This window comes from Streptomyces niveus (assembly GCF_001723055.1).
GTDB classification, from domain to species: domain Bacteria; phylum Actinomycetota; class Actinomycetes; order Streptomycetales; family Streptomycetaceae; genus Streptomyces; species Streptomyces niveus.
In genome coordinates this window covers 1-24605 of record NZ_MDCR01000114.1, presented here as the reverse complement: position 1 = coordinate 24605, position 24605 = coordinate 1, and the positions used below count along the sequence as shown (strand labels likewise).

Annotated in this window: 21 protein-coding genes; 14 read left to right on the top strand and 7 right to left on the bottom strand. The window is 71.5% G+C overall.

From position 1 onward, the window contains the following. The first annotated feature begins 58 nt into the window (after positions 1-58). Positions 59-1120: a saccharopine dehydrogenase family protein gene (locus tag BHU15_RS15075; RefSeq protein WP_069627653.1), complete on the top strand. Its 1062-nt coding sequence runs from the start codon at positions 59-61 to the stop codon at positions 1118-1120. Here BHU15_RS15075 and BHU15_RS15070 read toward each other — a convergent pair. From BHU15_RS15070 to BHU15_RS15060, 3 genes are read right to left on the bottom strand one after another with little or no spacing between them, the layout of a single operon-like run. After that, positions 1117-1884, bottom strand: a complete 768-nt coding sequence (locus BHU15_RS15070; protein ID WP_069627652.1) for a hypothetical protein — start codon at positions 1882-1884, stop codon at positions 1117-1119. The two genes, BHU15_RS15075 and BHU15_RS15070, sit on opposite strands and share 4 nt — an antisense overlap. Continuing rightward, a complete protein-coding gene (locus BHU15_RS15065) occupies positions 1881-2792 on the bottom strand; it encodes a hypothetical protein (RefSeq protein WP_069627651.1) in 912 nt (303 codons plus the stop codon). Before BHU15_RS15065 ends, BHU15_RS15070 begins: the two co-directional genes overlap by 4 nt. 36 nt (positions 2793-2828) lie before the next feature. After that, a complete protein-coding gene (locus tag BHU15_RS15060; protein ID WP_247748775.1) occupies positions 2829-3878 on the bottom strand; it encodes an ABC transporter substrate-binding protein in 1050 nt (349 codons plus the stop codon). Between the two features lie 25 nt (positions 3879-3903). Between BHU15_RS15060 and BHU15_RS15055 the strand changes: the two genes are divergently transcribed. Then, positions 3904-4977, top strand: a complete 1074-nt coding sequence (locus BHU15_RS15055; RefSeq protein WP_079128151.1) for a FecCD family ABC transporter permease — start codon at positions 3904-3906, stop codon at positions 4975-4977. Next, entirely contained in the window at positions 4974-6053 is a 1080-nt protein-coding gene (locus tag BHU15_RS15050) for a FecCD family ABC transporter permease (protein WP_069627650.1), read from the top strand. The genes BHU15_RS15055 and BHU15_RS15050 overlap by 4 nt, the downstream gene beginning before the upstream one ends. A 21-nt stretch (positions 6054-6074) precedes the next feature. On the opposite strand, the gene BHU15_RS15045 is transcribed toward BHU15_RS15050, so the two are convergent. Next, positions 6075-7508 carry a sensor histidine kinase gene (locus BHU15_RS15045; RefSeq protein WP_069627649.1) on the bottom strand — a complete coding sequence of 478 codons (1434 nt, stop codon included), beginning with the start codon at positions 7506-7508 and terminating at the stop codon, positions 6075-6077. Then, on the bottom strand, positions 7505-8203 hold the full coding sequence (locus BHU15_RS15040; RefSeq protein WP_069627648.1) for a response regulator transcription factor: 699 nt from the start codon (positions 8201-8203) through the stop codon (positions 7505-7507). The genes BHU15_RS15045 and BHU15_RS15040 overlap by 4 nt, the downstream gene beginning before the upstream one ends. 152 nt (positions 8204-8355) lie before the next feature. On the opposite strand from BHU15_RS15040, the gene BHU15_RS15035 reads away from it, so the two are divergent. Genes BHU15_RS15035 through BHU15_RS15025 form a run of 3 tightly spaced genes read left to right on the top strand, consistent with a single transcriptional unit; the run spans position 8356 to position 10861 of the window. Continuing rightward, positions 8356-9693 carry a ferredoxin reductase family protein gene (locus BHU15_RS15035; protein WP_069627647.1) on the top strand — a complete coding sequence of 446 codons (1338 nt, stop codon included), beginning with the start codon at positions 8356-8358 and terminating at the stop codon, positions 9691-9693. 12 nt (positions 9694-9705) lie between these two features. Beyond that, positions 9706-10125 (top strand): FMN-binding protein, encoded by a 420-nt coding sequence (locus BHU15_RS15030; protein WP_069627646.1) that lies wholly within the window; start codon positions 9706-9708, stop codon positions 10123-10125. A 1-nt stretch (position 10126) separates the two neighbouring features. Then, on the top strand, positions 10127-10861 hold the full coding sequence (locus BHU15_RS15025) for an FAD:protein FMN transferase (protein WP_069627645.1): 735 nt from the start codon (positions 10127-10129) through the stop codon (positions 10859-10861). 12 nt (positions 10862-10873) lie between these two features. Here the strand turns inward: BHU15_RS15025 and BHU15_RS15020 are convergent, their stop codons facing one another. Then, positions 10874-11416: a hypothetical protein gene (locus tag BHU15_RS15020; protein WP_069627644.1), complete on the bottom strand. Its 543-nt coding sequence runs from the start codon at positions 11414-11416 to the stop codon at positions 10874-10876. 203 nt (positions 11417-11619) lie between these two features. Between BHU15_RS15020 and BHU15_RS15015 the strand changes: the two genes are divergently transcribed. Beyond that, positions 11620-13902, top strand: a complete 2283-nt coding sequence (locus BHU15_RS15015) for a hypothetical protein (RefSeq protein WP_255293114.1) — start codon at positions 11620-11622, stop codon at positions 13900-13902. 102 nt (positions 13903-14004) lie between these two features. Here BHU15_RS15015 and BHU15_RS15010 read toward each other — a convergent pair whose 3' ends face one another. Beyond that, positions 14005-14580 (bottom strand): TerD family protein, encoded by a 576-nt coding sequence (locus tag BHU15_RS15010; protein WP_023538067.1) that lies wholly within the window; start codon positions 14578-14580, stop codon positions 14005-14007. 306 nt (positions 14581-14886) lie between these two features. Between BHU15_RS15010 and BHU15_RS15005 the strand changes: the two genes are divergently transcribed. The 7 genes from BHU15_RS15005 to BHU15_RS14975 form a co-directional block, all read left to right on the top strand. Further along, entirely contained in the window at positions 14887-15285 is a 399-nt protein-coding gene (locus BHU15_RS15005) for a hypothetical protein (RefSeq protein ID WP_069627642.1), read from the top strand. A 94-nt stretch (positions 15286-15379) separates the two neighbouring features. Then, positions 15380-16348, top strand: coding sequence for a phosphate ABC transporter permease subunit PstC (gene pstC / locus BHU15_RS15000; protein WP_023538065.1), 969 nt, complete (start codon positions 15380-15382; stop codon positions 16346-16348). A 52-nt stretch (positions 16349-16400) separates the two neighbouring features. Beyond that, the gene (gene pstA / locus BHU15_RS14995; RefSeq protein ID WP_079128150.1) at positions 16401-17690 is read left to right on the top strand and encodes a phosphate ABC transporter permease PstA; all 1290 of its coding nucleotides are present in this window, start codon (positions 16401-16403) and stop codon (positions 17688-17690) included. Continuing rightward, positions 17687-19393: a phosphate ABC transporter substrate-binding protein PstS gene (gene pstS, locus BHU15_RS41345; RefSeq protein WP_176582575.1), complete on the top strand. Its 1707-nt coding sequence runs from the start codon at positions 17687-17689 to the stop codon at positions 19391-19393. Before pstA ends, pstS begins: the two co-directional genes overlap by 4 nt. Next, on the top strand, positions 19393-21888 hold the full coding sequence (locus tag BHU15_RS14985; protein WP_079128149.1) for a hypothetical protein: 2496 nt from the start codon (positions 19393-19395) through the stop codon (positions 21886-21888). The genes pstS and BHU15_RS14985 overlap by 1 nt, the downstream gene beginning before the upstream one ends. Before the next feature lie 206 nt (positions 21889-22094). Continuing rightward, positions 22095-23063: a type 2 periplasmic-binding domain-containing protein gene (locus BHU15_RS14980; RefSeq protein ID WP_209269245.1), complete on the top strand. Its 969-nt coding sequence runs from the start codon at positions 22095-22097 to the stop codon at positions 23061-23063. Between the two features lie 161 nt (positions 23064-23224). Next, on the top strand, positions 23225-24605 hold a 1381-nt coding region (locus BHU15_RS14975; protein ID WP_069627641.1), incomplete at its 3' end, for an Ig-like domain repeat protein.

The window sequence follows — 24605 nt, the reverse complement described above, 5'->3', positions numbered from 1 at the left end:
GGCCCCGCCGTCGACAGGATTGCGGACAGCGGAACGGTCGAGCGCAGGAGGAGAAACAATGGAATCGGGCCCCACTGTCGCGGTGTACGGCGCGTACGGACACACCGGGCGCTTCGTCGTCGCGGAGCTGCTGGAACGCGGATTGACCCCCCTGCTCGCCGGCCGCGACCCCGGCAAACTGAAGCAACTGGCCGCGGACCGGCCCGGACTCGACGTCCGGCCGGCCCCGGTCGACGACCCGGCCGCGCTCGACCGCGCGCTGGCGGGCGCGGCGGCCGTGATCAACTGCGCCGGGCCGTTCGCCACGACCGCCGCCCCCGTGATCGAGGCGGCCCTGCGCGCTGGGATCCCGTACGTGGACGTGGCGGCCGAGGTCGAGGCCAACATGGACACGTTCGCGCTCTTCACGGACCGCGCCCGCGCCGCGGGAACGGTGATCGTCCCGGCCATGGCCTTCTTCGGCGGCTTCGGCGATCTGCTGGCCACGGCGGCGATGGGCGACTGGACCGCCGCCGACGAGGCGCACATCGCGTACGGGCTGAGCGGCTGGCACCCCACGGACGGCACGCGGCTGGCGGGCCAGGTCTCCCGTACGCGCCGGGGCGGTGAACGCGTCCGCTACACCAAGGGGCGGCTGGAGTACCGTACCGACGCCCCGCCCACCCTCCACTGGCCGTTTCCCGAGCCCCTGGGCAGCCGGGCCGTCGTCGGGGAGTTCACGATGGCGGACGTCGTCACCATCCCCAGCCATGTGGACGTCCCCGAGGTGTGCACGTACATGACGGTCGAGGCCGCCAAGGAGCTGGCGGCCCCTGACACACCGGCACCGGCCGCCGTCGACGCGCGGGGGCGCTCCGCGCAGACCTTCCTCGTCGATGTCGTCGTCCGCTCCGGCGGCGCCGAACGGCGCGCGGTGGCGCGGGGCCAGGACATCTACGCCGTCACGGCGCCGCTCGCGGTGGAGGCGGTCCACCGCGTCCTCACGGGGCGGACCAGGACGGTGGGCGCCGCCTCGGCCGGGGCGGTCTTCGACGCGGCCGACTTCCTGCGCGCGCTGTCCGCGCACGTGACCGTCGAGCTGAGTCACACGGAGACCAGCCGCACGGCCGCCGGTCGCTAGGCCGCCAGGAGGTCCACCAGCCGGTCGCGGACACCGTCCCTGTCCCTGCCGCCCTCCGGGGCCGGCACCAGCCGCTCCCGCCGCTCCGGGTCCCGGGACAGGACATGCAGCCGCCCGTCGTTGCGGGCCAGCACCAGGTCCGTGCTGGTCCCCGCCGTCTCGGCGGAGCCCACCGCCGTGTAGTCGGTGACGGTCACCAGTGCGGAGCGCTCCGCGCCGCTGAGCACGGCATCGGTGTCCGTCGACGGATCTCTGTCCGCCGCGGGGCCGCGGGGCAGCCACTCGGTGAGCGTACGGAGCGCCTCGTCCAGCTTGTGGAGGCCGATCTGGTGCACGCCGAGCGCGTCGATACGGATCATCAGGCAGATCTGTTCGGGCTGGGGGAGCAGCAGGATCCGCCACGGCTCGCCCGCTTCCGTACCGGTCGTACGGGCGTCGAGCACCTTCCTGGCGCGCTGCTGGAACGCTACGGCGATGCCCAGGTCCCCGCGTACCTGGACCTCCTCGCCCGAGGAACCCGCGAGGAGCAGTTCGCGTGCGGCCAACGAGCGTACGGCCTCGGCGAGTTCGTCGTCCGACGGCCTGGCCTCCAGGAAGTCCACGACCGCGTCCACCGCGGTGAGTTCGGCGATGGTGTACGCACCGAGCAGCACCGGCCCGGTGTTCACCAGATCGACCACGGCCGAGACGAGCCCGTGCGGAACGGACGCCTCGCCGGGGCTCGGCCGCGACGCCGAAGGGGCGCCGCTCTGGTCCTCGCTCATGACGAACCTCCTGTCCGCCAGTCGTCTGCGGCGGTCGCCCTACGGCTCTCGCGCAGCACCTCGGCGGCGGTACGGGACGGGGTCTGTGTCACCCACACGTCGGAGTTGCCGAACAGGCCCCGGCCGCCCCGGTCGGACAGCGCCTGGCCCAGCTCGCCGGCCAGATCCGGCCGGTCCGGCGGCGGGAACCGGCCGGCCAGCTCCTGGGACGCGGACGTGACGTCGTCGTCGGCCTCGATCCGCCGCAGCGCCTGGGTCAGGGACCGCGCGACCGGTGGCGACAGGGACGTGGGCATCGCCAGCACCGGCGAGAGATACATCGGCCGCCGCTCGGTCATCCGCGACAGCCCCCAGGGCCCGACATTGCTGTCGGTGAACTTGTACACGACGTAATCCATCAGGTGCCGCAGGTCGCTCGGACGCGGCAGCTTGGACCCGCCGAACGCGGCCGGGGTCTTCTCCAGCTGCACCCAGGTGCCCTGCACCGTCCGGCCGTGCAGCTTCTCCCGTACGACCTGCCCGCGCATCCCGATGTCCGGGTAGAGCTTCTTGTCGATGTCGCGGTGGTGGCTGGAGATCCGGGGATGGCTGCCCTTGGCGAGCCGCCACTTCTCGTACAGCCGCGGATCGTCCACCAGCACATGCCCACCGCGCAGTACGTCTCTGAGCTGCGGCACCTGGAGCCCGTGCCCCTCCAGGTCGGCCAGGATCTCCGCCTCCTCCGGGCTGAGCCGTTCGGCGGCCTGGACCAGGCCCTTGCGGTACGCCCCGGCCCGCGCGGTGATCTCGATCATGAGCCGCACCCGGGTCCGCACCAGATCCGCCTGTTCGGCGCGGGCGGCGTCGGAGGCCGCCCGGCCGTGCCGCTGGGCGTGCGAGACGAACGCCCGCGTGTGCTTGCGTTCCATCAGGCCAGTACAGCACGAGGGGCGGGTACGCGCAGGTCAGGGCCGCAGGCGCTTGTCGAGTTCGGCGAGGACGCCGCGGGCCGCCGTGGGACCGGTGTTGAGGTAGAAGGCGTCGTCGTCGACGGGGACGGCCCTCTTGGACGCGACGGCGGTCAGCGTCGGCCAGAGCGGTGCCCGCGTGAGCGCGGTCGCCTCGGCGTCGTCGCCCTGCACCGCGTAGAACAGCCAGTCGGCGTCGGCCCGGTCCAGTTGTTCGTTGCTGATGTCCTCGGAGGTCTCGTCGAACCGCTGGCTCCCGGGGCGGCCGAGCCCCGCGTCCTCGGCGATGCTCCCGGTGAAGGACGGCACCCCGAAGACCCGCAGGCGGTCACCGTTCAACCGCAGGAAGGACACGCTGACCGGCTTCTCCACGGCCTTGTCCAGCTCTTCGGCGTCCCGGTGGAAGGCGTCGAGGAGCTTCCGCGCCTGCTCCGTCTTGCCGATGCTGTCGGCGACGAGCAGGAAGTCCTGCTTCCAGTAGACGCCGGTGCCCTGGGTCGCCACCGTGGGAGCCAGTTCGCTCAGCGCCTTGTAGAGGCCGTCGGCGTCCTTCCCGGCGATGTTCATCAGGATCAGGTCGGGCTTGATGTTCGCTATCGCCTCCAGGCTCGGGTCCACCCGGGAGCCCACGTCGGCGACATCGGCGAGCGCGGCCGACTTCTGCGGGAAGGCCGCCGACAGGTACGGAGGGATCAGCCCGGCGTCCTCGCCGCGCGTGGATCCCGCCGGTACGACCCCGAGGGTGAGCAGCGCGTCGGCCTGCCCGGTGGAGATGACGACCACCTTCTCGGGCGCCGTACCGATCGCGGTTCTGCCCTCGAAGTGGGCGACGGTACGCGGGAATTGGCCGTCCTTCACGCCGCTGCCCATGCCGTCGGGCACGGCTCTGGGGGCGGTGTGGGTGGTGGTGCCGGACTGCGGGGCGGCGCCCGTGTCCGGGGAGGCGGGGGAGGAGGAATCGGACGAACAGGCCGTGAGCAGCAGGGCACTTGCCATGAGGAGGCCGGCGCTGAGACGGGTGAGGGGGAAGTCACGGAAGCGGTACACGAGAAATTAGCTTAGGCTCACCTAAGTGTCATTGAGCAAGGATCGCGACCGTGCCGTCGCTCACATCTCTCCCGCCAGGCCCCCCGAACGCGGTTCCGGGCGCCTCGCGCGCCGCCGTCTCCTCGTGCTGACGGGCTGTCTTGTCCTGGTGGCCGGCCTCGTTCTGGTCAGCCTCGCCGTGGGCTCCCGTACCGTCCCGCTCGAAACGGTGTGGAGCGTACTGCTGCACGACGACGGCAGCCCGGAAGCCCTGATCGTCTGGCGGCTGCGGGTGCCCCGTACCGCGCTCGCCGTCGTCGTGGGCGCCGCCCTGGCCCTCGCCGGGACCGTGATGCAGGCGATCACCCGCAATCCGCTCGCGGAGCCCGGCCTCGTCGGGGTCAACGCCGGTGCCTCGCTCGCCGTCGTGATCGCGGTCGCCGCGTTCCAGGTCACCGAGGTGTCCGGATACATCTGGTTCGCCCTCGTCGGCGCGATCCTGGCCGCGCTGCTCGTCCACACACTCGCGGCCGGCTCCGCCAGGAGCCACCAGCACACCCGACTCGTCCTGGCCGGGGCCGCGTTGTCGGCGAGCCTCGGAGCCTGTACGGGCATCCTGACCATGTTCAACTCGACGGCCTTCGACTCCTACCGGTTCTGGGTCGTCGGATCCCTCCAGAACCGTGGGATCGACGTCCTCGTGGCCGTCGCCCCGTTCGTCGCCGCCGGAACGGTGATCGCGCTCCTTCTCGGCCCCGCCCTCAACGCCCTCGCCCTCGGCGACGAGACCGGCCGCGCCCTGGGCCTGCGCGTGAGCTGGGTACGGGCCGCCGGGTTCTGCGCCGTCATGCTGCTCTGCGGCGCAGCGACCGCCGCGGCGGGTCCGCTCGCGTTCGTCGGCCTCGCGGTGCCGCACGCGCTGCGCCTGCTGCTGGGCCCCGACCACCGGTGGCTGCTCGCGTACGCGCTCCCGGCAGGCGCCGTCCTGCTGCTCATGAGCGACATCATCGGGCGGATCGTCGCGCCGCCGGGGGAGTTGGAGGTCGGTATCGTCACCGCGTTCCTGGGCGCGCCGGTGCTGGTGTGGTTCATCGTCCGCCGGCGGAGGACGGCCCTGTGACCGAGTCGTACGCACCCCGCACCGTTACCCGTACCCGTACCCGTGCCGCCCGCGTCCGCCGACTTCCCGGCGGCATCACGCTGCGGTACTCCGCGCGCGCCGTGACCGTCGCCGCCGTCCTGCTCCTCGCGTGCCTGGCCACCGCACTGCTCGGACTGTTCACCGGCACCTACCGCATCGGCGGCTGGCAGGTGCTCGACGCGCTGACCGGGTCGGGCTCCGGCGCCGACCGGTTCATCGTGGTGGACCAGCGGCTGCCCCGTATCTGCGCGGCCCTGCTCGTCGGCGCGTGCCTCGGACTCTCCGGAGCCCTCTTCCAGAGCCTGGCCCGTAACCCCTTGGCCAGCCCCGACGTCATCGGATTCACCACCGGATCCACCAGCGGCGCCCTCACTGTCATCCTCGCGGGCGGCGCCGGCACCGGCGTGGGTGTCGGTACGGGGGCGGTCGCCGGCGGTCTGGCGACGGCCGTCGTCGTCTACGCGCTCACCGCGCCACGCGGCGTCTCTGGCAACCGGCTTGTCCTCGCCGGGATCGCGGTCGGCGCGATGCTCGCCGCGTTCAACTCCTTCCTCATCACCCGGGCCGATCTGGAGTCCGCGGAAAGCGCCAAGGCGTGGACGTTCGGCAGTCTCAACGCCATCACCTGGACCCAGGTCGTACCGCTGCTCGTCGCGCTCCCGGTGCTCGCCGCCGCGGCCCTCGCGGCCGGCCGGCCCCTGCGCATGATGGAGATGGGCGACGACACCGCCGGCGCGCTGGGCGTGAACGTCCAACGGGTGCGCGCGACAAGCCTCCTGCTCGGCGTCGCCCTGGCCGCCGGGGCGACCGCCGTGGCCGGCCCGATCGGTTTCCTCGCGCTCGCCGCACCCCAACTGGCCCGGCGCGTCACCCGGGGCCCCGGCATCACGCCCGGTTCGGCGATGCTCGTCGGCGCGCTGATCCTCGCCGTCGCCGACGCGACGGCCCAGCGCGTACTGGCCCCTTTCCAGATTCCGGTCGGGCTGGTCACCGGCGCCCTCGGCGGCCTCTATCTGCTCGGACTGCTCTGGCGGGAGAAGCGGAACGGCGGTTGAAACCCGCCCGCACCACGCGCCCTAGCGGGGAAGCCGGACCGTGAAGACCGTCGAACCCGGGCGGCTGGCCACCTCCGTCGTGCCGTGGTGCGCCTGTATCAGGGACCGCGCGACCGCGAGCCCCAGCCCGCTGCCGCCGCTGTCACGGGTGCGGGCCTTGTCCACGCGGTAGAAGCGGTCGAAGACCCGCTCCTGGTCGGTGGCCGGGATACCGAGACCGCGGTCGCCGACCCGGACCACCGCGGCGTCACTCTCGACGGACAGCTCCAGCGACACCGGCGTACGGGCCGGGGTGTGCACCGCCGCGTTGGTCAGCAGATTGTCCAGGACCTGCCGGATATGCAGCGGGTCGAGCCGCATCCGTACCGGCCCGCCGTCGACCCTCACCGACAGCGGACGGTCCGGCCGCCCCGCCCGGAACGCGTCCGCCGCCTGGTTCAGCAGCTCCGCCGGATCGGTCTCCTCCAGCCGCAGCGGGGCCTCCACATCGGCGGCGTCCAGGCGCGCGAGCAGCAGCAGGTCGTCAAGGAGGAGCCCCATCCTGGCCGCCTCCGCGCGCAGACGTGCCAGGTGTCTGTCCCGTTCGGCGGGCTCGTTGGCCGCCGCGTACTGGAACAGGTCCGCGTAACCGCGTACCGACATCAGCGGCGTACGCAGCTCGTGCGACGCGTCCGCCACGAACCGGCGCAGCCGCTGTTCCGCCTCGGTGCGTACGGCCAGCGAGTCGTCGATGTGCTCCAGCATGGTGTTGAACGCGGTGCGCAGCTCCCCGACCTCGGGGCCGCCGTCGTCGGAGTCGACGCGTACCGGCAGCCGCGCCGAGTCGGTGAAGTCGTGCGAGGTGATGTCGCGTGCCGTGTGCGCCATGTCGCTGAGCGGTTTGAGCCCGCGCCGCAGCAGCGAACGGCCCAGCACCACCAGAGCGACCAGGGCCAGCGAGAAGCCGACAAGCTGGACGGTGACCAGCTGGTCCATCGTCTTCTCGATGGGCTCCATGGGGGCCGCGGTGACCAGGACCACCCCGGGGCTGACCTCGCAGGCGCGCAGCCGGTACTCGCCCTGCCCCTCGATGTACGCGGTGCGGAAGACCTCCCTCGCCCCCGAGTCGCGCTGCACCTCGGCGACGGCGGAGAGCTTCCCGGCGTCCGCCGGCACGTCGCTCGGCCTGCGCAGCACGGCCCGGTCGTCCGTCACCTCGTACACCGCCGTGTACCAGCGGTAGTACGGCTGACGCTCCACCGTCCCGTGCACCTCGGCGTCCTTGGCCTGGGTGCCCTGGACCAGCGCCATCTGGTCGTTGAGCTGGTGCTCCAGATAGTCGCGCATGTACGTCGACAGGGCGGTGCCGACGGCGGCGAACACCGCCAGGGCCAGCACGCCGAGCCCCAGCGCGAGCCGGGTGCCCAGGCGCAGCCTGCGGTACGTCGCGGTGAGCCGGGTGGGACGGCCGCTCACCGGGCGACCTCCCGCACCACGTACCCAACGCCCCGCACGGTGTGGATCAGCGGCGCGCCGCCGTCACCCGGCTCGTCGAGTTTGCGGCGCAGCCGGCTGATGACCAGCTCCACCACGTTGGACCGGCCGCCGAAGCCGTACTCCCACACATGGTCCAGGATCTGCGCCTTCGTCAGCACGGTCGGCGACTTGCGCATCAGATAGCGCAGCACCTCGTACTCGGTGGGCGTGAGCGTCAGCAGCCGGTCGCCGAGCCGTACCTCCCGCGTGTCCTCGTCCATCGTCAGCTCCGCGACCCGCAGGACGGAACGCTGGAAACCGGGCCCGGCGCTGCGGCGCAGCACCGTACGCAGCCGGGCCATCAACTCCTCGACCGCGAACGGCTTGACGAGATAGTCGTCGCCGCCCCGGGTCAGCCCGGCGACCCGGTCGGAGACACCGTCGCGCGCCGTGAGGAACACCACCGGCACCATCGTCCCGGACGACCGCAGCCGGTCCAGCACGGCGAAACCGTCCAGCCCCGGAAGCATCAGGTCGAGCACCACGATGTCCGGCCCGAACTCCGCCGCCCGCAGCAGCGCCTCCTCGCCGGTGTGCGCGGTGACCGCCTCCCAGCCCTCGTACCGGGCGACCGTCGCCACGAGATCGGCGATCGGCGGGTCGTCGTCCACGACGAGAAGGCGCACTTTTTCCACCCACCCATAGTGCTGTACGCGCCCGCCGCCGCCCCACGCCCGGACGGCTCCCGGCCCATATCGATAAGCAGTTGAAAGTTCGCCGACAGGAAAACGACAGCTCCCGGCAGGCAGGCTCGGACTCCCAGACACCGATCAAGGAGTCGCCGCCCGTGACGACCGTCCAACGTGTCCAGCCGCCTCCCACGCCGGTCCGCCCCCAAGTGGTGGCCCGCGCCGGTCTGTACGCCCTGTTCGCCGCCAACGTGATCGTGGTGAGCGTGTTCTTCGTCCGGGCGGGGTTCGCGTCGAACGCCCTCGTCCTGCTCGGGCGGCTGGCCGGGCTCTACGCGGCCCTGCTGATGGCCTTCCAACTGCTGCTCGTCGCCCGGCTGCCGTTCTTCGACCGCCGTATCGGCATGGACCGGCTGACCTCCTGGCACCGGTGGGTCGGCTTCGGCCTGCTGTGGCTGCTGCTCGCGCACGGCGTGTTCATCGTCTTCGGCTACGCCCAGTCGTCGTCGATGGGCCCGGTCGACCAGCTGGTCGACCTCGCCGAGACCGTCGAGGGGGTGCTGCGCGCCGTCGTCGCGATGGCCCTGATCATCCTGGTTGGCGCCGTCTCGGCCCGCTACGCCCGCCGCCGACTGGCGTACGAGACCTGGCACTTCATCCACTTCTACACCTATCTCGCGGTGGTGCTGGCCTTCACCCACCAGGTCGCGGCGGGCTCCACCTTCACCGCGTCGCCCATCGCCACGGCGTACTGGTACACCCTGTGGGGCGTCGCCCTCACCTCGGTCCTCGTCGGCCGCCTCGTCCTGCCCCTGTGGCGCAACCTGCGCCACAGGCTGCGGGTGACGGCCGTCGTCCCCGAGTCCGACCACGTCGTCTCGATCTACGTCACCGGCCGCCACCTGGACCGGCTGCCCGCCCGCGCCGGCCAGTTCTTCCTCTGGCGGTTCCTGACGAGGGACCGCTGGTGGCAGGCGAACCCCTTCTCGCTCTCGGCGGCCCCCGACGGCGACCGGCTCAGGCTCACCGTCAAGACCGCCGGCGACGGCACGGCGGCGCTGCGCCAACTCAAGGTCGGCACCCGGGTGTTCGCGGAGGGCCCGTACGGCGCGTTCACCACGATGCACCGCACCCGACAGGACACCCTGCTCGTCGCCGGAGGCGTCGGCATCACCCCCGTCCGCGCGCTGCTTGAGGAACTGCACGGCCACGTCGTGCTCATCTACCGCGTCGCCACCGACCGGGACGCGGTCCTGTACGAGGAGCTGACCGAACTGGCCCACGCCAAGGGCGCCCAACTGCACCTGATCACCGGGCCGGCCGCCCCGGACAAGCTGGCCCCGCACGAACTGGCCCTGCTCGTACCGGACATCGCCGACCGGGACGTCTATGTGTGCGGACCGCCCGGCATGACCACGGCGGTGCTGCGCTCCTTGCGTCAACTGGCCGTGCCCAGGCGGCAGATCCACGCCGAGCGTTTCAGCCTGGCCGGATAGAGGGGGAAGACGATGAAGCGAGTCCTGCCCGTCCTGGCACTGACCGTCGCCGCGGTGATCCCGCTGTGGCGCTACGAACCGTCCCTCGGCACGAGCGCCGAGACGGCGCCCCCGGTACCGGCCCCGCCGGTCAACCCGCCCGATCCGGACGGGGAGTCCGGCGCCACCGCCCCGCTGGTGGTCCGTGGCTCCACCGTCTCCACCGAGAAGGGCCCGGTGGAGGTCGAGGTGACCTTCGAGGGCGAGCGGATCAGCGCCGTACGCCTGCTGCGACAGCCCGACCACCCGCAGACCACCGCCGCCGTACCGACCCTGATCGAGGAGACGCTCGAAGCGCAGAGCGCCGACATCGACACGGTCACCGGCGCCACGATCACCAGCGACGGGTACCGGGAGTCGCTCCAGGCCGCCATCGACGCGAGGGGCGCCTGAGGTGCTGCGGGTCGAGCACGTCATGGGCTTCCCCGTCTCGGTGCGCGTCGACGAGGGGGCCGGTGCGCCGGAGACCGCCGCGGACGAGGTGTTCGCCTGGCTGCGCGAAGTCGACGCGCGCTTCAGCCCGTTCAGGCCCGACAGCGAGGTGTCCGCGCTGGACCGGGGCGAGATCCCGGCCGGTGCCGTCAGCCCGGAACTGGCGGAGATCCTCGGCCTGTGCGAGCACTACCGGCTCGCCACCGGCGGCGCGTTCGACGCCCGGCTGCCGGGGCGCGGCCTCGACCCCTGCGCGGTGGTGAAGGGCTGGTCGGTGCAGAAGGCGGCGGAACTGCTGTCGGCCGCCGGCGCCACTCGGTACTGCGTGAACGCCGGCGGCGACGTCGTCGCGGCCGGCGGGCCCTGGCGCGTCGGCGTACGCCACCCCGAACACGCCGACCGGCTCTGCGCGGCACTGGAGATCACCGACGGCGCGGTGGCCACCTCCGCCCGGTACGAGCGCGGCGACCACATCCTCGACGCCCGCACCGGCCGCCCCGCCACCGGCCTGCTCAGCCTCACGGTCGTCGCCCCGTCCCTGACCGAGGCGGACGCCACCGCGACGGCGGCGTTCGCGATGGGCGCGCGGGGCGTCGGATGGGCCGCGTCGAGGGACGGCTGCGAGGTGTTCGCGGTGGACGAGAAGCGCCGGGTACTGCGCACGCCCGGATTCCCCTCCGTACGCGCCGCGGCCTGACGATGCCCGGCGCTACGCCGAGGGCTCGTACCGCTTCATGTCGTCGCGCAGACGCCGGTCCGGTCCCCACGTGAACAGCCGGCAGATCCCGTTGACCGGTCCGTACAGCGGGCGTGCGTCGTCCTCGACGCCTTCCTCGTCCGCGTACTCGGCCTTCCGCTCCCAGGGGATCGTCACGAACGGCCGCACCGTGTACGGCGGGAACGACGCCGCGTCGGGATGGAGCTGCCACACGGTGCCGCAGACGCGGTTGTGCACCTCGCCCAGATACCAGGCCGCGACAAGCATGAAGGGGCTGTCCTCGTGCGCCCGCGCGTCCTCGTGGGAACTGAAGGTGGCGCGGATCAGCTCTTCGAGCCGGTCGACCGACTCGGCGCCGAAGTCCCACGCCCCGTACGCCCGCGCCCGCTCCGCCCACGCGGGAAACGCCGCCCGCCGCGCGGCCAGCCATTTGCGCAGGACGGGGTTGTCGCCGCGCAGCCGGTCCGCCGCGTGCTGGCGTTCCTGGTCGGCCAGATACGCGTCCTCGTCCTCGAACTCCTCACCGCGTTCCATACCGCGCGACTCTAACCGCCTGTACCAGCACCCGCGTAAAGACCATGTGAGCAAAGGGAGTTGGAACATGTCGCCCGCGCGTGTCGGCGGGACGTCCCGTACATGACAGTCCTATGTTGGTGGGTCTCGCCGGCCCCGATCGACCACGGGGGCCCAGGGGCCGCGCGAGGACCGCCTGAACGGGGTCCCCGGGGGAAACCGACGTGAACCATTCGACCAGACACGGACGTCCGCGTGCGCTGATGCGTGCCGTCGTCGCCGTCGCCGGTGCCGCCGTGCTGTCCTTCGGCGCGCTGCCGGCGCTGACGGGAACGGCCGGCGCCGCGCCGAAGCCGGACATCCGCTGCGACGAGCTGTACAAGATATCCGGCGTGCGCCCGGGGGGTCTGCCCGCCGGAGACGCCTCCCGCGTGAAGTCACTGTGGGACACCTACGACTACGTCAACAGCGGCCTCCAGTGGGACGGCCTTCCCGCGCCGGAGCCCGGTGAAGTCAGCGACGACCCGGACGACTACAAGAAGGGGACGAAGGAGCGCGTCTACGCGTACTGGGAGCGGGCGCGCACCAAGTACCCCGACCGGTGGTCCGACTTCGGGACCTGGCTGCGGGAGGCGTACATACCGCCCTCCGGCCACGACCCGCGCGGCAAGGCCTTCGAGGCGAAGGTCGTGCGGGACATGGGGCTGGTGGGTCCGGACTGGATCTGCCAGAAGGAGGTCACCTTCAAGGACCCCGACACCGGCAAGGAGTACAAGCGCACCCTCGACGCCTACAACAAGCGCACCAACCACATCGTCGAGATCAAGTCCAACGGCAAGCACGACCCGGCGCAGGCGCCGAAGGACCGTGCCTGGTCCAAGGACCCGAAGTGGAACGGCTCCCGTTACACCATCGTCCACGGCCAGCCGCAGAAGTCCGGCACGACCAAGTTCGTCCAGGAACTGCGCACCAACGCGCCGAACCGGACCGTCACCACGTACCAGCACCTGTCCTCGGCCAATGAGCGCCCGCCGGCCGGCGGCAGCCCGTACAAGCAGGGCAACGGACTGATGACACCCCCGGGACAGCCGGGGGCCAGGACCGGTGGCGCCGACATGATCAACCGGTCGCAGCCGACGCCGGAGACCATGCGCCGCCAGATCGAGGCCGCGCGCGGCGTGCCCGGTGCGGCGAACGCGCTGCGCGGTCCGGGCGGGGTGGACTTCTCCACCCTGGAACTCCAGTACGTGGGCAAGCCCGTCAAGGGCAAGGGCGTCGACTACGCGTTCAGCGCGAAGGAGGACCCGGAGGAGAACACCGGCTGGGGCGGCAAGGCCAAGGCCCAGCTGATCTCCGACTCGTTCCTCACCTGGCTGGCCCTGACACCGGACAAGTTCTGGGTCAACCTCAACCCGGACGAGCCCGACCGCATCATGGACGCCAAGTTCGGCACGACCGACGCCGGACGGGTCCTGCTGGAGGCCGACCTCCGGATGAAGCACGACTTCTACCGGGCCATGGACCCCAAGACCGACCTCGGCCGCCGCTACTGGGCCGCGCTGCCCAAGGAGGACGGCAAGCCGTGCATGCCGGGTCTGCGCAACTGGATCGAGCCCAAGCCCGCCCAGGTACGCGAGCAGGACGGCGGCATCTACATCCTCGACGCCCCGCTGCGGCTGAAGTCCACCGCGCAGACCACGTCGACGCCCGGCCCCGGTGAGCCGATCTGCACCCCGGACGAGGCGGAGACCGCGGCCGCGCAGACGGTGATCGACGCCATGATCGTCCCGGCGGTCGAGAAGCAGATCAACACCGAGCCGCAGTACGCGGACCTGCGCCGCGTCTACAACGCCCGGGTCGCCGCGGAGTTCGTACGCCAGCAGGACGCCGAGGCGCCCACGGACTACCGCTCCGTCATCAACAGCAACGACGTCTCGAAGTGGCCGCTGCGCGCGCCGAACGAGAAGTGGGACAAGAACGAGCTGTTCCAGGAGTACCGGAAGATCTACACCGAGGGGGAGTTCCAGTACGACGTCCCGACGGCGGGCGGCACGATGATCTACATCGTCGGTGGCGTCGACATGTCCAAGGCGCCCAAGAAGAACGTCAGCGCCGAACAGTTCCGCTCCGAGCACCGCTATCTGCCGCGTACCAAGGACACCTCGGTCAAGGCGATGACGAACGACGCGGAGAGGGACGGCACGCTCTTCCTCGGCGGCAACACCGCGGGTGAGAACCCGGGTTCGAAGCCCGATCCCACGCCGAGTCCCACGAAGCCGGCCGACCCCGGCGACGGCGAACCGTCGTCCCCGGCACCGGACCCCTCGTCCGCCGGCGGCGAACCGTCCGACCCCGTCACGGGCAAGGAGCCCGACGGCGATCTCGCCGACACCGGCTCCGGCACCCCTGTCGGACTCATCTCGGCCATCGCCGTCGCGATCGTCGCGCTCGGCGGGGCGCTGGTGTGGTGGATGCGCCGCCGCAAAGCAGGGACCGCCGCTCAATAGGCGTACGGCCCGGACGGGTTGACGAACGGCCGACGGCGCCGCGGGAACGCTCCCCGCGGCGCCGTCGGTGCGAGGGCGGCCCCCCGCGAGGTGGTGCGTGGGTCAGACACCGACGCCGAAGTCCGTCGCGATACCGGAGAGGCCGGAGGCGTAACCCTGGCCCACGGCGCGGAACTTCCACTCCGCGCCGTTGCGGTACAGCTCGCCGAAGACCATCGCGGTCTCCGTCGAGGCGTCCTCGGTGAGGTCGTAGCGGGCCAGTTCGGCGCCGCCGTCCTGGTTCACCACGCGGATGAACGCGTTGCGGACCTGGCCGAAGCTCTGGCCGCGGGACTCGGCCTCGTGGATCGAGACCGGGAAGACGATCTTGTCGACGTCGGCGGGGACACCCGCGAGGTTGACCTTCAGCGACTCGTCGTCGCCCTCGCCCTCACCGGTCAGGTTGTCACCGGTGTGCTCGACCGAACCGTCGGGGCTCTTCAGGTTGTTGTAGAAGATGAAGTGCTGGTCGGAGGGGACCTTGCCGGCCGCGTTGACGAGCAGCGCGCTCGCGTCGAGGTCGAAGTCGGCGCCGGTCGTGCTGCGCGCGTCCCAGCCCAGACCGATGAGCACCGCCGTCAGGCCCGGGGCCTCCTTGCTGAGCGAAACGTTGCCGCCTTTGGAGAGGGAAACTCCCACGATCTTCTCCTGGTGCTCGAAGGTAATGACTGATCAAAATCTACAACACTGTAGAAAACGCGACCCAGGTGAGTCGGCCGACGCTCGGACGTCGGGCGCCGGACGTCGGCGCGGCCGTCGGGCGCGGCGGTCGGGCGCCGCACGGTGAAAGGGCTTGCCTCCGGTGTACTGCGGGCGCCCTAAGGGCAACTTCGTCATGAAACCCGGCGGCGCTGTCGGGTTTGTGACGTCCTGTGTCACGTCCGTCTCACTAAGTTGCGCCTGCCGCCCCGCTTCCCGATGGGGCGGCGGGGGTGGAATCTCGACATGACGGTTACCAAGGACGTGGACGGCGCGGACGGTGGGGAGAGACCGGACACCGGTGGGGCCCGCTGCCGTATCGACGTCGACGCCGACGGCGCGTACAGCTGGCGGGTGGTCGCCCAGAACGGGCGCGTCGTCGCCGTCTCCGCGCGGCCGTACGGGGAGTACGGCCACTGCCGCAGCGCCTTCGAGACGCTGTGCCGCGATCACGCGGAACTGGCCGGCGCCGTACAGCACACGGCGGGAGGCAACGGCTGGATGTGGTTATTACGTGACGCGGCAGGCGGCGTCGTCGCCGTCTCCGCGCGCCCCTACGAGCGGCACTCGACCTGCCGCGCGGCCTGGCAGAGGTTCCGGGCCCTGCTGACCGACATGGTGGAAGTTACGGGAAGTTGCCCTTAGGGCACACCTCGTTCACATCTCGGTGCGCGCGTGTCAATCGCGCACCGAGAGCGTCGGCCACGTGACGAGAAGAGCGAGTGGGGCGGAAATCGACGTGCCCCGGAGGCTGTACGCGGACCCGGGCCTGCCCGACCGGGTCTTCCGGGGGGTCGCCCGAGGCGGCGGGGGACTGGTGCTCGCCGTCATGCTCCTGGTCGGCGGGTTCCTGCTGTACCGGGCATGGCAAGCGCTGTCCAGGGCGGGCTGGTCGTTCCTGACGACCGAGGCATGGGAACCGGACGCCGGCCGCTTCGGCATCGCGGCCGTCCTGGTCGGGACCGTGCTGATCGCGCTGGTCGCGATCGTCGTCGCCGTACCGCTCGCGGTGGGCGGTGCGCTCTACATCTCGGAGTACGCCCCGCCCCGGCTGCGCCAGACCCTGATCGGCGTGGTCGACCTGATGGCCGCCGTGCCGTCCGTCGTGTACGGGCTGTGGGGCCTGTTCTTCTTCGAGGGGCAGATCCTGCCCACCGCCCGCTGGATCGCCACCTATCTGAGCTGGATCCCGATCTTCGAGGTGGCCGGGGCCGACCCGAACGACCCGCTCGCACCGGAGACCGTCTACACGTCGTCGACCCTCATCGCGGGCGTCGTCGTGGCCCTGATGGTCGCGCCGATCGCCTGCTCGGTGATGCGCGAGGTGTTCTCGCAGGCACCCGTCGGCGAGCGCGAGGGCGCGTTCGCGCTGGGCGCCACCCGCTGGGGAATGATCTCCAGCGTCGTCCTGCCGTTCGGCAAGGGCGGCATGATCGGCGGCACGATGCTCGGGCTCGGCCGCGCGCTGGGCGAGACCATCGGCGTCTACCTGATCATCTCGCCGGTCTTCGAGATCCAGTGGCACGTCCTGCAGAGCGGCTCCAGTTCCGTCGCCGCGCTGATCGCCCTGCGCTACGGCGAGGCGAGCGAGTTCGGCATGTCGGCCCTGATGGCCGCGGGCTTCGCGCTCTTCCTGATGACGCTCGTCGTCAACTTCGCCGCGTCCTCGATCGTCGCGCGCAGCCGGTCCGGCGCGGCCAGCGAATGAGACAGCCGCGAGTCAGCGCAGCAGTGACCAACTCGACGAGGGGACAGCGCAGATGACCATCGCGCCGGAGAGACCGGTCGCACCGGGCGGCACCGGTCCGAATCTACGCGCGCCGACCGTGGGGGAGCGGCGCCGCTCGCCCGGACAGCTGCGTGCCACCGACGTGTACGCGATGCTGGGCGCCGCCGCTGCCGCCCTGTCCCTGACCGCGTTGATGTTCACCCGGCTGCTGCCGTTCAGCGGCACCGTCGGCTTCGTGGTCGTCGCGTACGTCCTGTTCCTGGCGCTCTACGGCCTGCTGGTCTCCTTCGACGAGGACGGGCCCGCCGTACGCGACCGGATCGCCGCCGTCGTCGTACAGAGCCTCGGCCTGGTGATGGTGACCGCGCTCGCCGTCGTCGTGATCTACACCCTGTGGGAGGGCCGCAAGGCGCTGCCGCATCTGAACTTCTTCACCCAGGACATGGCCGAGGCGGGCCCCCTCGATCCACTGACGGCCGGCGGCATCCTGCACGCCATCCTCGGCACCCTGCAGCAGATCACCATCGCGCTCGCCATCACCGTGCCGACCGGGCTGCTCTGCGCGGTCTTCCTCAACGAAGTACCGGGCCGCTTCGCCCGGTTCGTCCGCACCGTGGTCGAGGCGATGACGGCGCTGCCGTCGATCGTCGCGGGCCTGTTCATCTACGCGACGATCATCCTCGCGCTCGGCTTCGACCGGTCCGGCTTCGCCGCCTCCCTCGCGCTCTCCGTGATGATGCTGCCGATCATCATCCGGGCGGCCGACGTGGTGATCCGGCTGGTGCCGGGGAATCTGCGCGAAGCGGCGTACGCGCTCGGCACCTCAAGGTGGCGCACCGTCTGGCACGTCGTCCTGCCGACCGCGCGCTCCGGACTGACGACCTCCGTGATCCTGGGCACCGCGCGCGGCGTCGGCGAGACCTCGCCGGTGCTGCTCACCGCCGGATTCACCGCCGAGATCAACGGCAACCCGTTCGAAGGGCCGCAGCTCTCCCTGCCGCTGGCCACCTTCGAGTTCGTCAAGTCACCCGAACCCACCATGATCGCCCGGGGTTTCGGCACCGCGGCGGCCCTGATGGCGCTCGTCCTGCTGCTGTTCGTCATCGCCCGCGTCATCGGCGGGCGCGGCCCCGGTCAGCTGACCCGCCGTCAGGAACACCGCCGGGTGCGGGCCTCCCGGCAGGACGCGGAGCGGTTCGCCGCCCGTACCTCCGCCGCCGCGAGCGCCCCTCGCACCCCTGCCGCCGCCAGCGGCCCCGGCGCCAACTCGCCCACCGCACAGCCGAGTCCACCCCGTACCCCCCGAAGGAGCGCCCCGTGAGACCGGCCACCGTCTCCCGACTCGCCCTGGCGGTAGCGTCGTTGCTCTGCGCGCTGCTCGCCTTCCACGCACCGGCCGCCCAGGCGGCCTCGTTCACCAAGATCAGCGGCGCGGGCTCCACCTGGAGCTCCAACGCGCTCGACCAGTGGCGCCGCAACGTCGCCTCCAACAGCGGCATGACCGTCAACTACGCCGCGCTCGGCTCCTCCGTCGGCCGTGAGCAGTTCAAGAACGGCACCGCCGACTTCGCCGTCTCCGAGATCCCCTACGGACTGACCGAAGCCGGCGCCACGGACGCGCCGCCCAAGCGCGGCTACGCCTACATGCCGATCGTCGCGGGCGGCACCGCCTTCATGTACAACCTCAAGATCGGTGGCAAGAAGGTCACCAACCTGCGGCTGTCCGGCGAGGTCGTCACCAAGATCTTCACCGGCAAGATCACCATGTGGAACCACCCGGAGATCCGGGCCGACAACCCCGGTCTCAACCTGCCCGCGGCCCGCGTCATCCCGGTGGTGCGCTCCGACGGCTCCGGTACGACGGCCCAGCTGACCACCTGGATGTCCAAGCAGCACCCCGCCCTGTGGAACGACTACTGCGGCCGGGCGGGACGCTCCACACCCTGCGGGATGACCTCGTATTTCCCCGTCGTCCCCGGCTCGTCGCACATCGCCAAGTCCGGCTCGCTCGGCGTCTCCGGCTTCACCAAGCAGGGGCACGCCGAAGGAGCCATCACCTACGTCGAGTACTCCTACGCGATCACGACCGGCTTCCCCGTCGCCAAGATGCTCAACGCGTCCGGCTACTACGTGGAGCCCACCGCCTCCAGTGTCGCCGTGGCCCTGCTGAAGGCCCGTATCAACGAGGACAAGAACTCGCCGAACTATCTGACGCAGATCCTCGACAACGTCTACCGGTCGGCCGACCGCCGTACGTACACGCTCTCCAGCTACAGCTACATGATCATCCCGACCAAGGCCGAACAGCCCTTCACCACAGCCAAGGGCAAGACACTCGGCACCTTCGCCAACTACTTCCTCTGCGACGGCCAGCAACAGGCCGAGGAACTCGGCTACTCACCGCTGCCCAGGAACCTCGTCCAGGCCGGGTTCGCACAGGTCAGGAAGATCCCCGGCGCCCCCGCAGGCAGCACCGACATCGCCAAGTGCCGCAACCCCACCTTCTCCGCCGACGGCTCCAACACCCTCGCCAACAACGCCCCGTACCCGAAGGCGTGCGACAAGCGCGGCCCGACACAGTGCGCGGACGGCACGGCAGGCGCCAAGGAGAAGACACCCGTCAAACCCGGTGCCACGGGCGGCGGTTCGGGCGGCGGCACCGGCGGCGCGTCCACCGGCGGCGGTTCGGGCGGCGGCAGCGCCGGAACGGGCGGCGGCGCGGCGACGGGCGGCGCCGCGTCCGGCGGCGACACCGCGGGCACCGCCGGGACCGAGGGCTCCACGGCGGGCGCCGCGGCCGGCGGCGCCATCGACCCCGACACCGGCGAACTGATCAGCGACGGCGGCACCGGCGGGGACACCTCCGTCGTCGGCAACCCCGTCACGCTCGCCGCCGGCGAGTCCGGCGGCCTGCGCGGCGTACTCATGGCCCTGTCCGCGGTCCTGCTGCTCGGCGTGGTCGTCGGCCCGCCGCTCACCGCCCGCGCGCTGGCCGCGCGGAACCGACGCAAGGAAGGCTTCTGATGAGCACGCGCTCCGGCAAGCGTGCGTCCGTACGCGTACGGACGACCACGGGCATCACCGCGCTGCTCGCCGCCCTGGTGGTGGCGCTGCTCCCGCTGCCCGCCACCACCACCCCCGCGCAGGCGGCCGACGCCGCGCGGGCGGCCGGCTCCGCCGTCACGGTCACCGGCAAGAAGGGGAAGTACGACGACTTCTCCTCCCTCAAGGTCACCGTCCACCAGACCGAGCAGCTGCGCGCCCAGGGCGTACGCGTCAGCTGGACCGGGGCCAAGCCCACCGAGACCGGCTTCCGGCACAACTACCTTCAGCTGATGCAGTGCTGGGGCGACGACCCGGCCGGGCCCAGCCGCGAGCAGTGCCAGTTCGGCGGCAGCGGCCTGACGAGCGGCGGCGGGTGGACCTCGCTGCGGCAGATCGACGGGGCGCCCGACCCGGCGGAGACGCAGTACGTCGACAACGGCCAGGGCGAGAGTTACGTACCGTTCCACCCCGCCAACGGCGACGCCCCGACCACCGGTTCACGCGACTGGACCTACTTCGGGAGCCTCGACACCAACGAGGAGCCGTACGGGATCACCCACGCGGACGGCACCGGCGAGTTCACCTTCCCCATGTACACCGACCAGGAGGCCGACCAGCTCGGCTGCGGCGCCCCCGTGAAACAGGGGAGCACGGTCAAGGGGCGGCCCTGCTGGCTGGTCATCGTGCCGCGCGGCGACCACGACGTCGACGGGACGGCCGGCGGCGCCGCCACCCCGCTCCTGTCCTCCCCGCTCACCGCCTCCAACTGGGCGCAGCGGATGGTCGTCCCGCTCGACTTCCTGCCGGTCGGCAACAGCTGCCCGGCCGACCGGGCGGAGCGCCGGGTGACCGGCTCGGAGCTGGTGACCGACGCCATGTCGTCCTGGCAGCCCGCGCTCTGCTCGGCCCCCGGCGGCGCCAGGTTCGCCTTCAGCCAGAGCGGCGAGGGCGGGGCCAGGGACACGATCTCCCGGCCGGCCGCCGGCGCCCCCGGACTCGCGTTCACCGTCGATCCGGTCGAGGCACCGGCGGACGGACCCGACGTGGTCCACGCGCCCGTCGCGGTGAGCGGCCTCGCGGTCGGCTTCTTCGTCGAGCTGCCGGACGCCGGACAGCTCACGTCGATGCGACTCACCCCCAGACTGCTGGCCAAACTGCTCACCTCCTCGTACCAGAAGGACGTGACACGAAGCCGCCGGGAAATACCCGAGCACGTCAAGAACAATCCGCCGAGTCTCTTCCACGACCCGGAATTCCAGGAGATAAACCCCGAGTTCAAGAACTGGGGTCCTACGTCCCTGCCGCCCATGAGTCTTATGGTGCAGCTCGCGAACACGGACACCACACGAATGGCCTGGCAGTGGCTGAGGTCGGACCGGGAGGCGAAGGAATTCCTGTCGGGCATCGCCGACCCCTGGGGCACGAAAGTCAATCCGTTCTTCGCGAACATCGGCCTGGCCACCGACGAGTCCGTGTCGGACTTCCCCAAGGCGGACCCCACCCGGACCACGGTGACCATCGACGGGGCGACCCTGGAGTACGGGACCACCGACGTCGCCCCGTACGTCCAGGACATGCACGACGGTGCGCTGCGCACCCGGCGCGGCAACAACCTGGAGACCACCACACCCGCCGCGGGCAGCAACGGCTCGCCCGCCAAGCTGGTCAACACCCCTCCGCTGCCCGGTGAACGGATGGTCCTCGCGCTCGTGGACGCCGCGTCCGCCGCGCGGTACGGCCTCCAGACGGCCGCCCTGCGCAACGCCGACGGCGCGTTCGTCAAGCCCACCACGGGTGCCCTGCTCGCGGGCGTGGCGGACATGAAGAAGTCGCCGGTGCCCGGCGTGCTCGGGACCGACCCGGGCGCGGCGAAGGGCGGCGCCTACCCGCTGACCTCCCTCGTCTACGCGGCCGGGTACACCAACACCCCGGCGGCGGACCGCAAGGACTACGCGGGCCTCGTCCGGTACGCGGTCGGCGCCGGCCAGGCACCCGGCGTCTCACCGGGCCAGCTCCCGCCGGGATACGCCCCGCTGCCCGCCTCGTTGCGCACCCAGGCCCTGGCGGCGGCCGACCGCCTGCAGAACGCCAAGGAGGCCGGGGAGGACGGCGGTTCCGCCGGCACCAGCGGCTCGGGCGGCGGCGACGGGGCCCGGAACGGGGGATCGGAAGGCGGCGGATCCACCTCCGGTCTCGACGGCGGGGCCGGCGCCTCCGGCGCGGCCACGGGCGGCGGCGACCCGGCCGCCGACCCGGACGCGGGCGCCTCGCCCGACGCGAGCGCGACACCCCCCGACCCGGACAAGCAGAACGTCGCCGAGTCCGGCGGGCTGACCCCCTCCACCGTCCTCGGGATCATCCGCTGGGTGCTGCTCGGCGTGCTCGTCGCGGGCGGCCTCGCGGCCCTTTCCGGTCCGATACTGCTCCGCCTTTCCGCGCGGAAATCAGGGCCGGGCGCTCCAGGAGTCATCTAGGAAAGCATCTCGTAACCTGATCAACCTGATGAGTTGGTGGTCGCCGGGCACCGAATACGGAAAGGTAATCGGTGCCGGTCGACGGGCCGGTGGATCAAGAATTCGGAATTCCGCACAGCTGCGTCCCTCGATTTCTCGGTCTCGCGATTCAGTGTTGTCGCTTGAGCGTCCATTCCTCGTATCCGTAATCACGGAGGAGAACAGAAGTGAACGTCAAGTCCCGCGCACGCGTCGGTGCCCTCGTCGGCGCCACCGCCCTCGCCCTCGGCGCCCTGGCGGTGCCCGCGTCCGCCGACCCCGGCACCGGTAACTACCGCGTGCTCGCCGGTGTCGGTTCGGACACCACCCAGGACGTCCTGAACGGTCTGGGCACCGCCATCGACGGTGGCAGCCTCATCGCCTCGTACAACGCCACCGGCACGACGACCATCAAGACGCGTGCGGCCAACTGTGTGATCCCGCGCCCCAACGGCTCTTCCGCCGGCATCACCGCGCTGAACAACGCGATCGACAACAACACCGGCTGCATCGACTTCGCCCGCTCCTCGCGCGGTGTCGCCAACACCTCGACGACCGACCTGACGTTCATCCCGTTCGGCAAGGACGCGGTGACCTTCGCGGTCCGCGGCAACAGCGCGCTGCCCAAGGCGCTGACGACCGCCCAGCTCAAGTCCATCTACACCTGCGCCACCACCTCGCTGAACGGCGTCGCGCTCACCCCGCTGCTGCCCCAGGCCGGTTCCGGCACCCGCTCCTTCTTCCTGACCTCGCTGGGCCTGACCGAGGCCACCTTCGGCCCGTGCGTCGACGACACCGTCCAGGAGCACAACGGCGAGGCGCTCAACAGCGCCGGCGACATCGCCCCGTACTCCATCGCCCAGTACATCGCGCAGGGCAACCAGCCCGGCGACGTCATCGACCGTCGCGGCCTCGCCGTGCTCGGCTCGGTGGACGGTGTCCAGCCCACGCTGGCCAACGGCACGCTGAACACCGCCTTCCCGTTCAACCGCGACGTCTACAACGTCGTCCCGACCGCCAAGCTGACCAACGCCACCATCGCCGCCACGTTCGTCGGCACGTCCTCCAAGGTCTGCGCGCAGACCGCCGTGACCCAGGAGTACGGCTTCGGAACGGTTCCCAACTGCGGCAGCACCACCACCAAGGGTGAGAGCTGATCATCACCACCAGCTGACCGCGCACCGGCCGGGCACCCCTCAGGGGTGCCCGGCCCCACGGCGTACCCCGGCACCGGGAAGCGCCACCGCGCCTCACCGCCGACTCCGCCCAACAGGCCCGACTCCACCGACCCGACAGTCCCATTGGGGGGCAACCCACCATGAGAAACACCGCACCACCGAACGCACGGCCCGGCACGTCCGCCGTCACCGCCCTGCTGCTCTGCTGCTCGCTGCTGCTGGCAGCGGCGGCCGTCGTCGTCGGCCTCGCCCCCCAGGCACGGGCGGAGGGGGAACTCGGCGAGCTGACGTTCACGACGACAACGGGCAGGATCGCCGACAACCCGACCTTCCCGAAGATCGCCACCGACGCCGCCTGCCCCGTGGACTTCGCCGCGCAGCTCCAGGTCTCCGTGGTCGTCCCCTCGGGCGGTACGGCCCTGCTCGGCCGGACCACCGCCGGCGCGCCCTACGACCAGGGCCCCGTGACGGCCGACGTGCCCACGGGCACGTCGCTGGAGGCCCGGCTGAGGGCGGCGATCCCCGAGGGACCGCTCGACGGAACGTACGAGATCCGGCTCTTCTGCCGTAACGCGACCAACTTCGGTCCCGAGTTCTTCACCACCCAGGTCCAGGTGACCGGCGACTCCTGGGCGGTCAAGGCCGCCGCCGCCACACCGACCACCACGAGCCTCACCGCGACGCCCGCGGGCACCGCGCCCGTCGGGGCCGAGGTCACGCTGAAGGCCGCCGTCACGCCCGGTGACGCGGCGGGCAAGGTGACGTTCCTCGACGGCACCACCGTGCTGGGCGCGGTCGATGTCGCCACCGGCGGCGCGGAGTTGAAGACGTCGGCGCTCACCGCCGGCGCGCACACGCTGACCGCGAAGTTCGCCCCGACCGACCCGGCCGCCTTCGACCCGTCCGAGTCGCAGGCCGCCAACTACACGATCACCGAGGCCGGTTCGTCACCCCCGCCGGACCCCGACCCGACCGACGAGCCGTCGGACCTCGACGTCACCGACGAGGAGGGCACACCGCTGGACGTCAACCCGACGCTCACCGCAGGGCAGAAGGTCCTCGTCACCGCCCGGGGCTACAGCAAGGACGCGAAGGTCAAGGTCGTGCTCACCGGCAGCGAGGAGACGTATCCCGACGCCACCGCCGACGCCGAAGGCACCGTCGCCGACTACGAGTTCACGGTGCCTGACCCGCTGGCGGACGGCTCGTACACCCTCACGCTCACCGAGGACAAGGCGGAGGGGCACCTCGTCGAGTTCGTCTTCAGCATCGGCGACGCGCCCGGCCCCGACCCGAGTCCGAGCGACTCGCAGGGCGCCGACGGCGGCGTTGACGGCGGCTCGACGGGAGGCTCGGACGGCGGCGCGACCGGCGGCTCGGGCGACTCCGGCGGCGACGGCGGTGGTACGGGCGGTCCGCTGGCCTCGACCGGCAGCAGCGCGCTGACGCTGGGTCTCGCCGCGCTGTCCCTGTGCGGTCTGGGCGCGCTGTTCGTGGTGCGCGCCCAGACCGCACAGGGAC

What these genes read in the sequence shown, in the direction of transcription:
- BHU15_RS15030 (WP_069627646.1), top strand. Translation starts at nt 9,706, where the DNA reads ATGAAGCGAGTCCTGCCCGTCCTGGCACTGACCGTCGCCGCGGTGATC.
- BHU15_RS15070 (WP_069627652.1), bottom strand. Translation starts at nt 1,884, where the DNA reads ATGAGCGAGGACCAGAGCGGCGCCCCTTCGGCGTCGCGGCCGAGCCCC.
- BHU15_RS15020 (WP_069627644.1), bottom strand. Translation starts at nt 11,416, where the DNA reads ATGGAACGCGGTGAGGAGTTCGAGGACGAGGACGCGTATCTGGCCGAC.
- pstA (WP_079128150.1), top strand. Translation starts at nt 16,401, where the DNA reads ATGACCATCGCGCCGGAGAGACCGGTCGCACCGGGCGGCACCGGTCCG.
- BHU15_RS15075 (WP_069627653.1), top strand. Translation starts at nt 59, where the DNA reads ATGGAATCGGGCCCCACTGTCGCGGTGTACGGCGCGTACGGACACACC.
- BHU15_RS14985 (WP_079128149.1), top strand. Translation starts at nt 19,393, where the DNA reads ATGAGCACGCGCTCCGGCAAGCGTGCGTCCGTACGCGTACGGACGACC.
- BHU15_RS15005 (WP_069627642.1), top strand. Translation starts at nt 14,887, where the DNA reads ATGACGGTTACCAAGGACGTGGACGGCGCGGACGGTGGGGAGAGACCG.
- BHU15_RS15065 (WP_069627651.1), bottom strand. Translation starts at nt 2,792, where the DNA reads ATGGAACGCAAGCACACGCGGGCGTTCGTCTCGCACGCCCAGCGGCAC.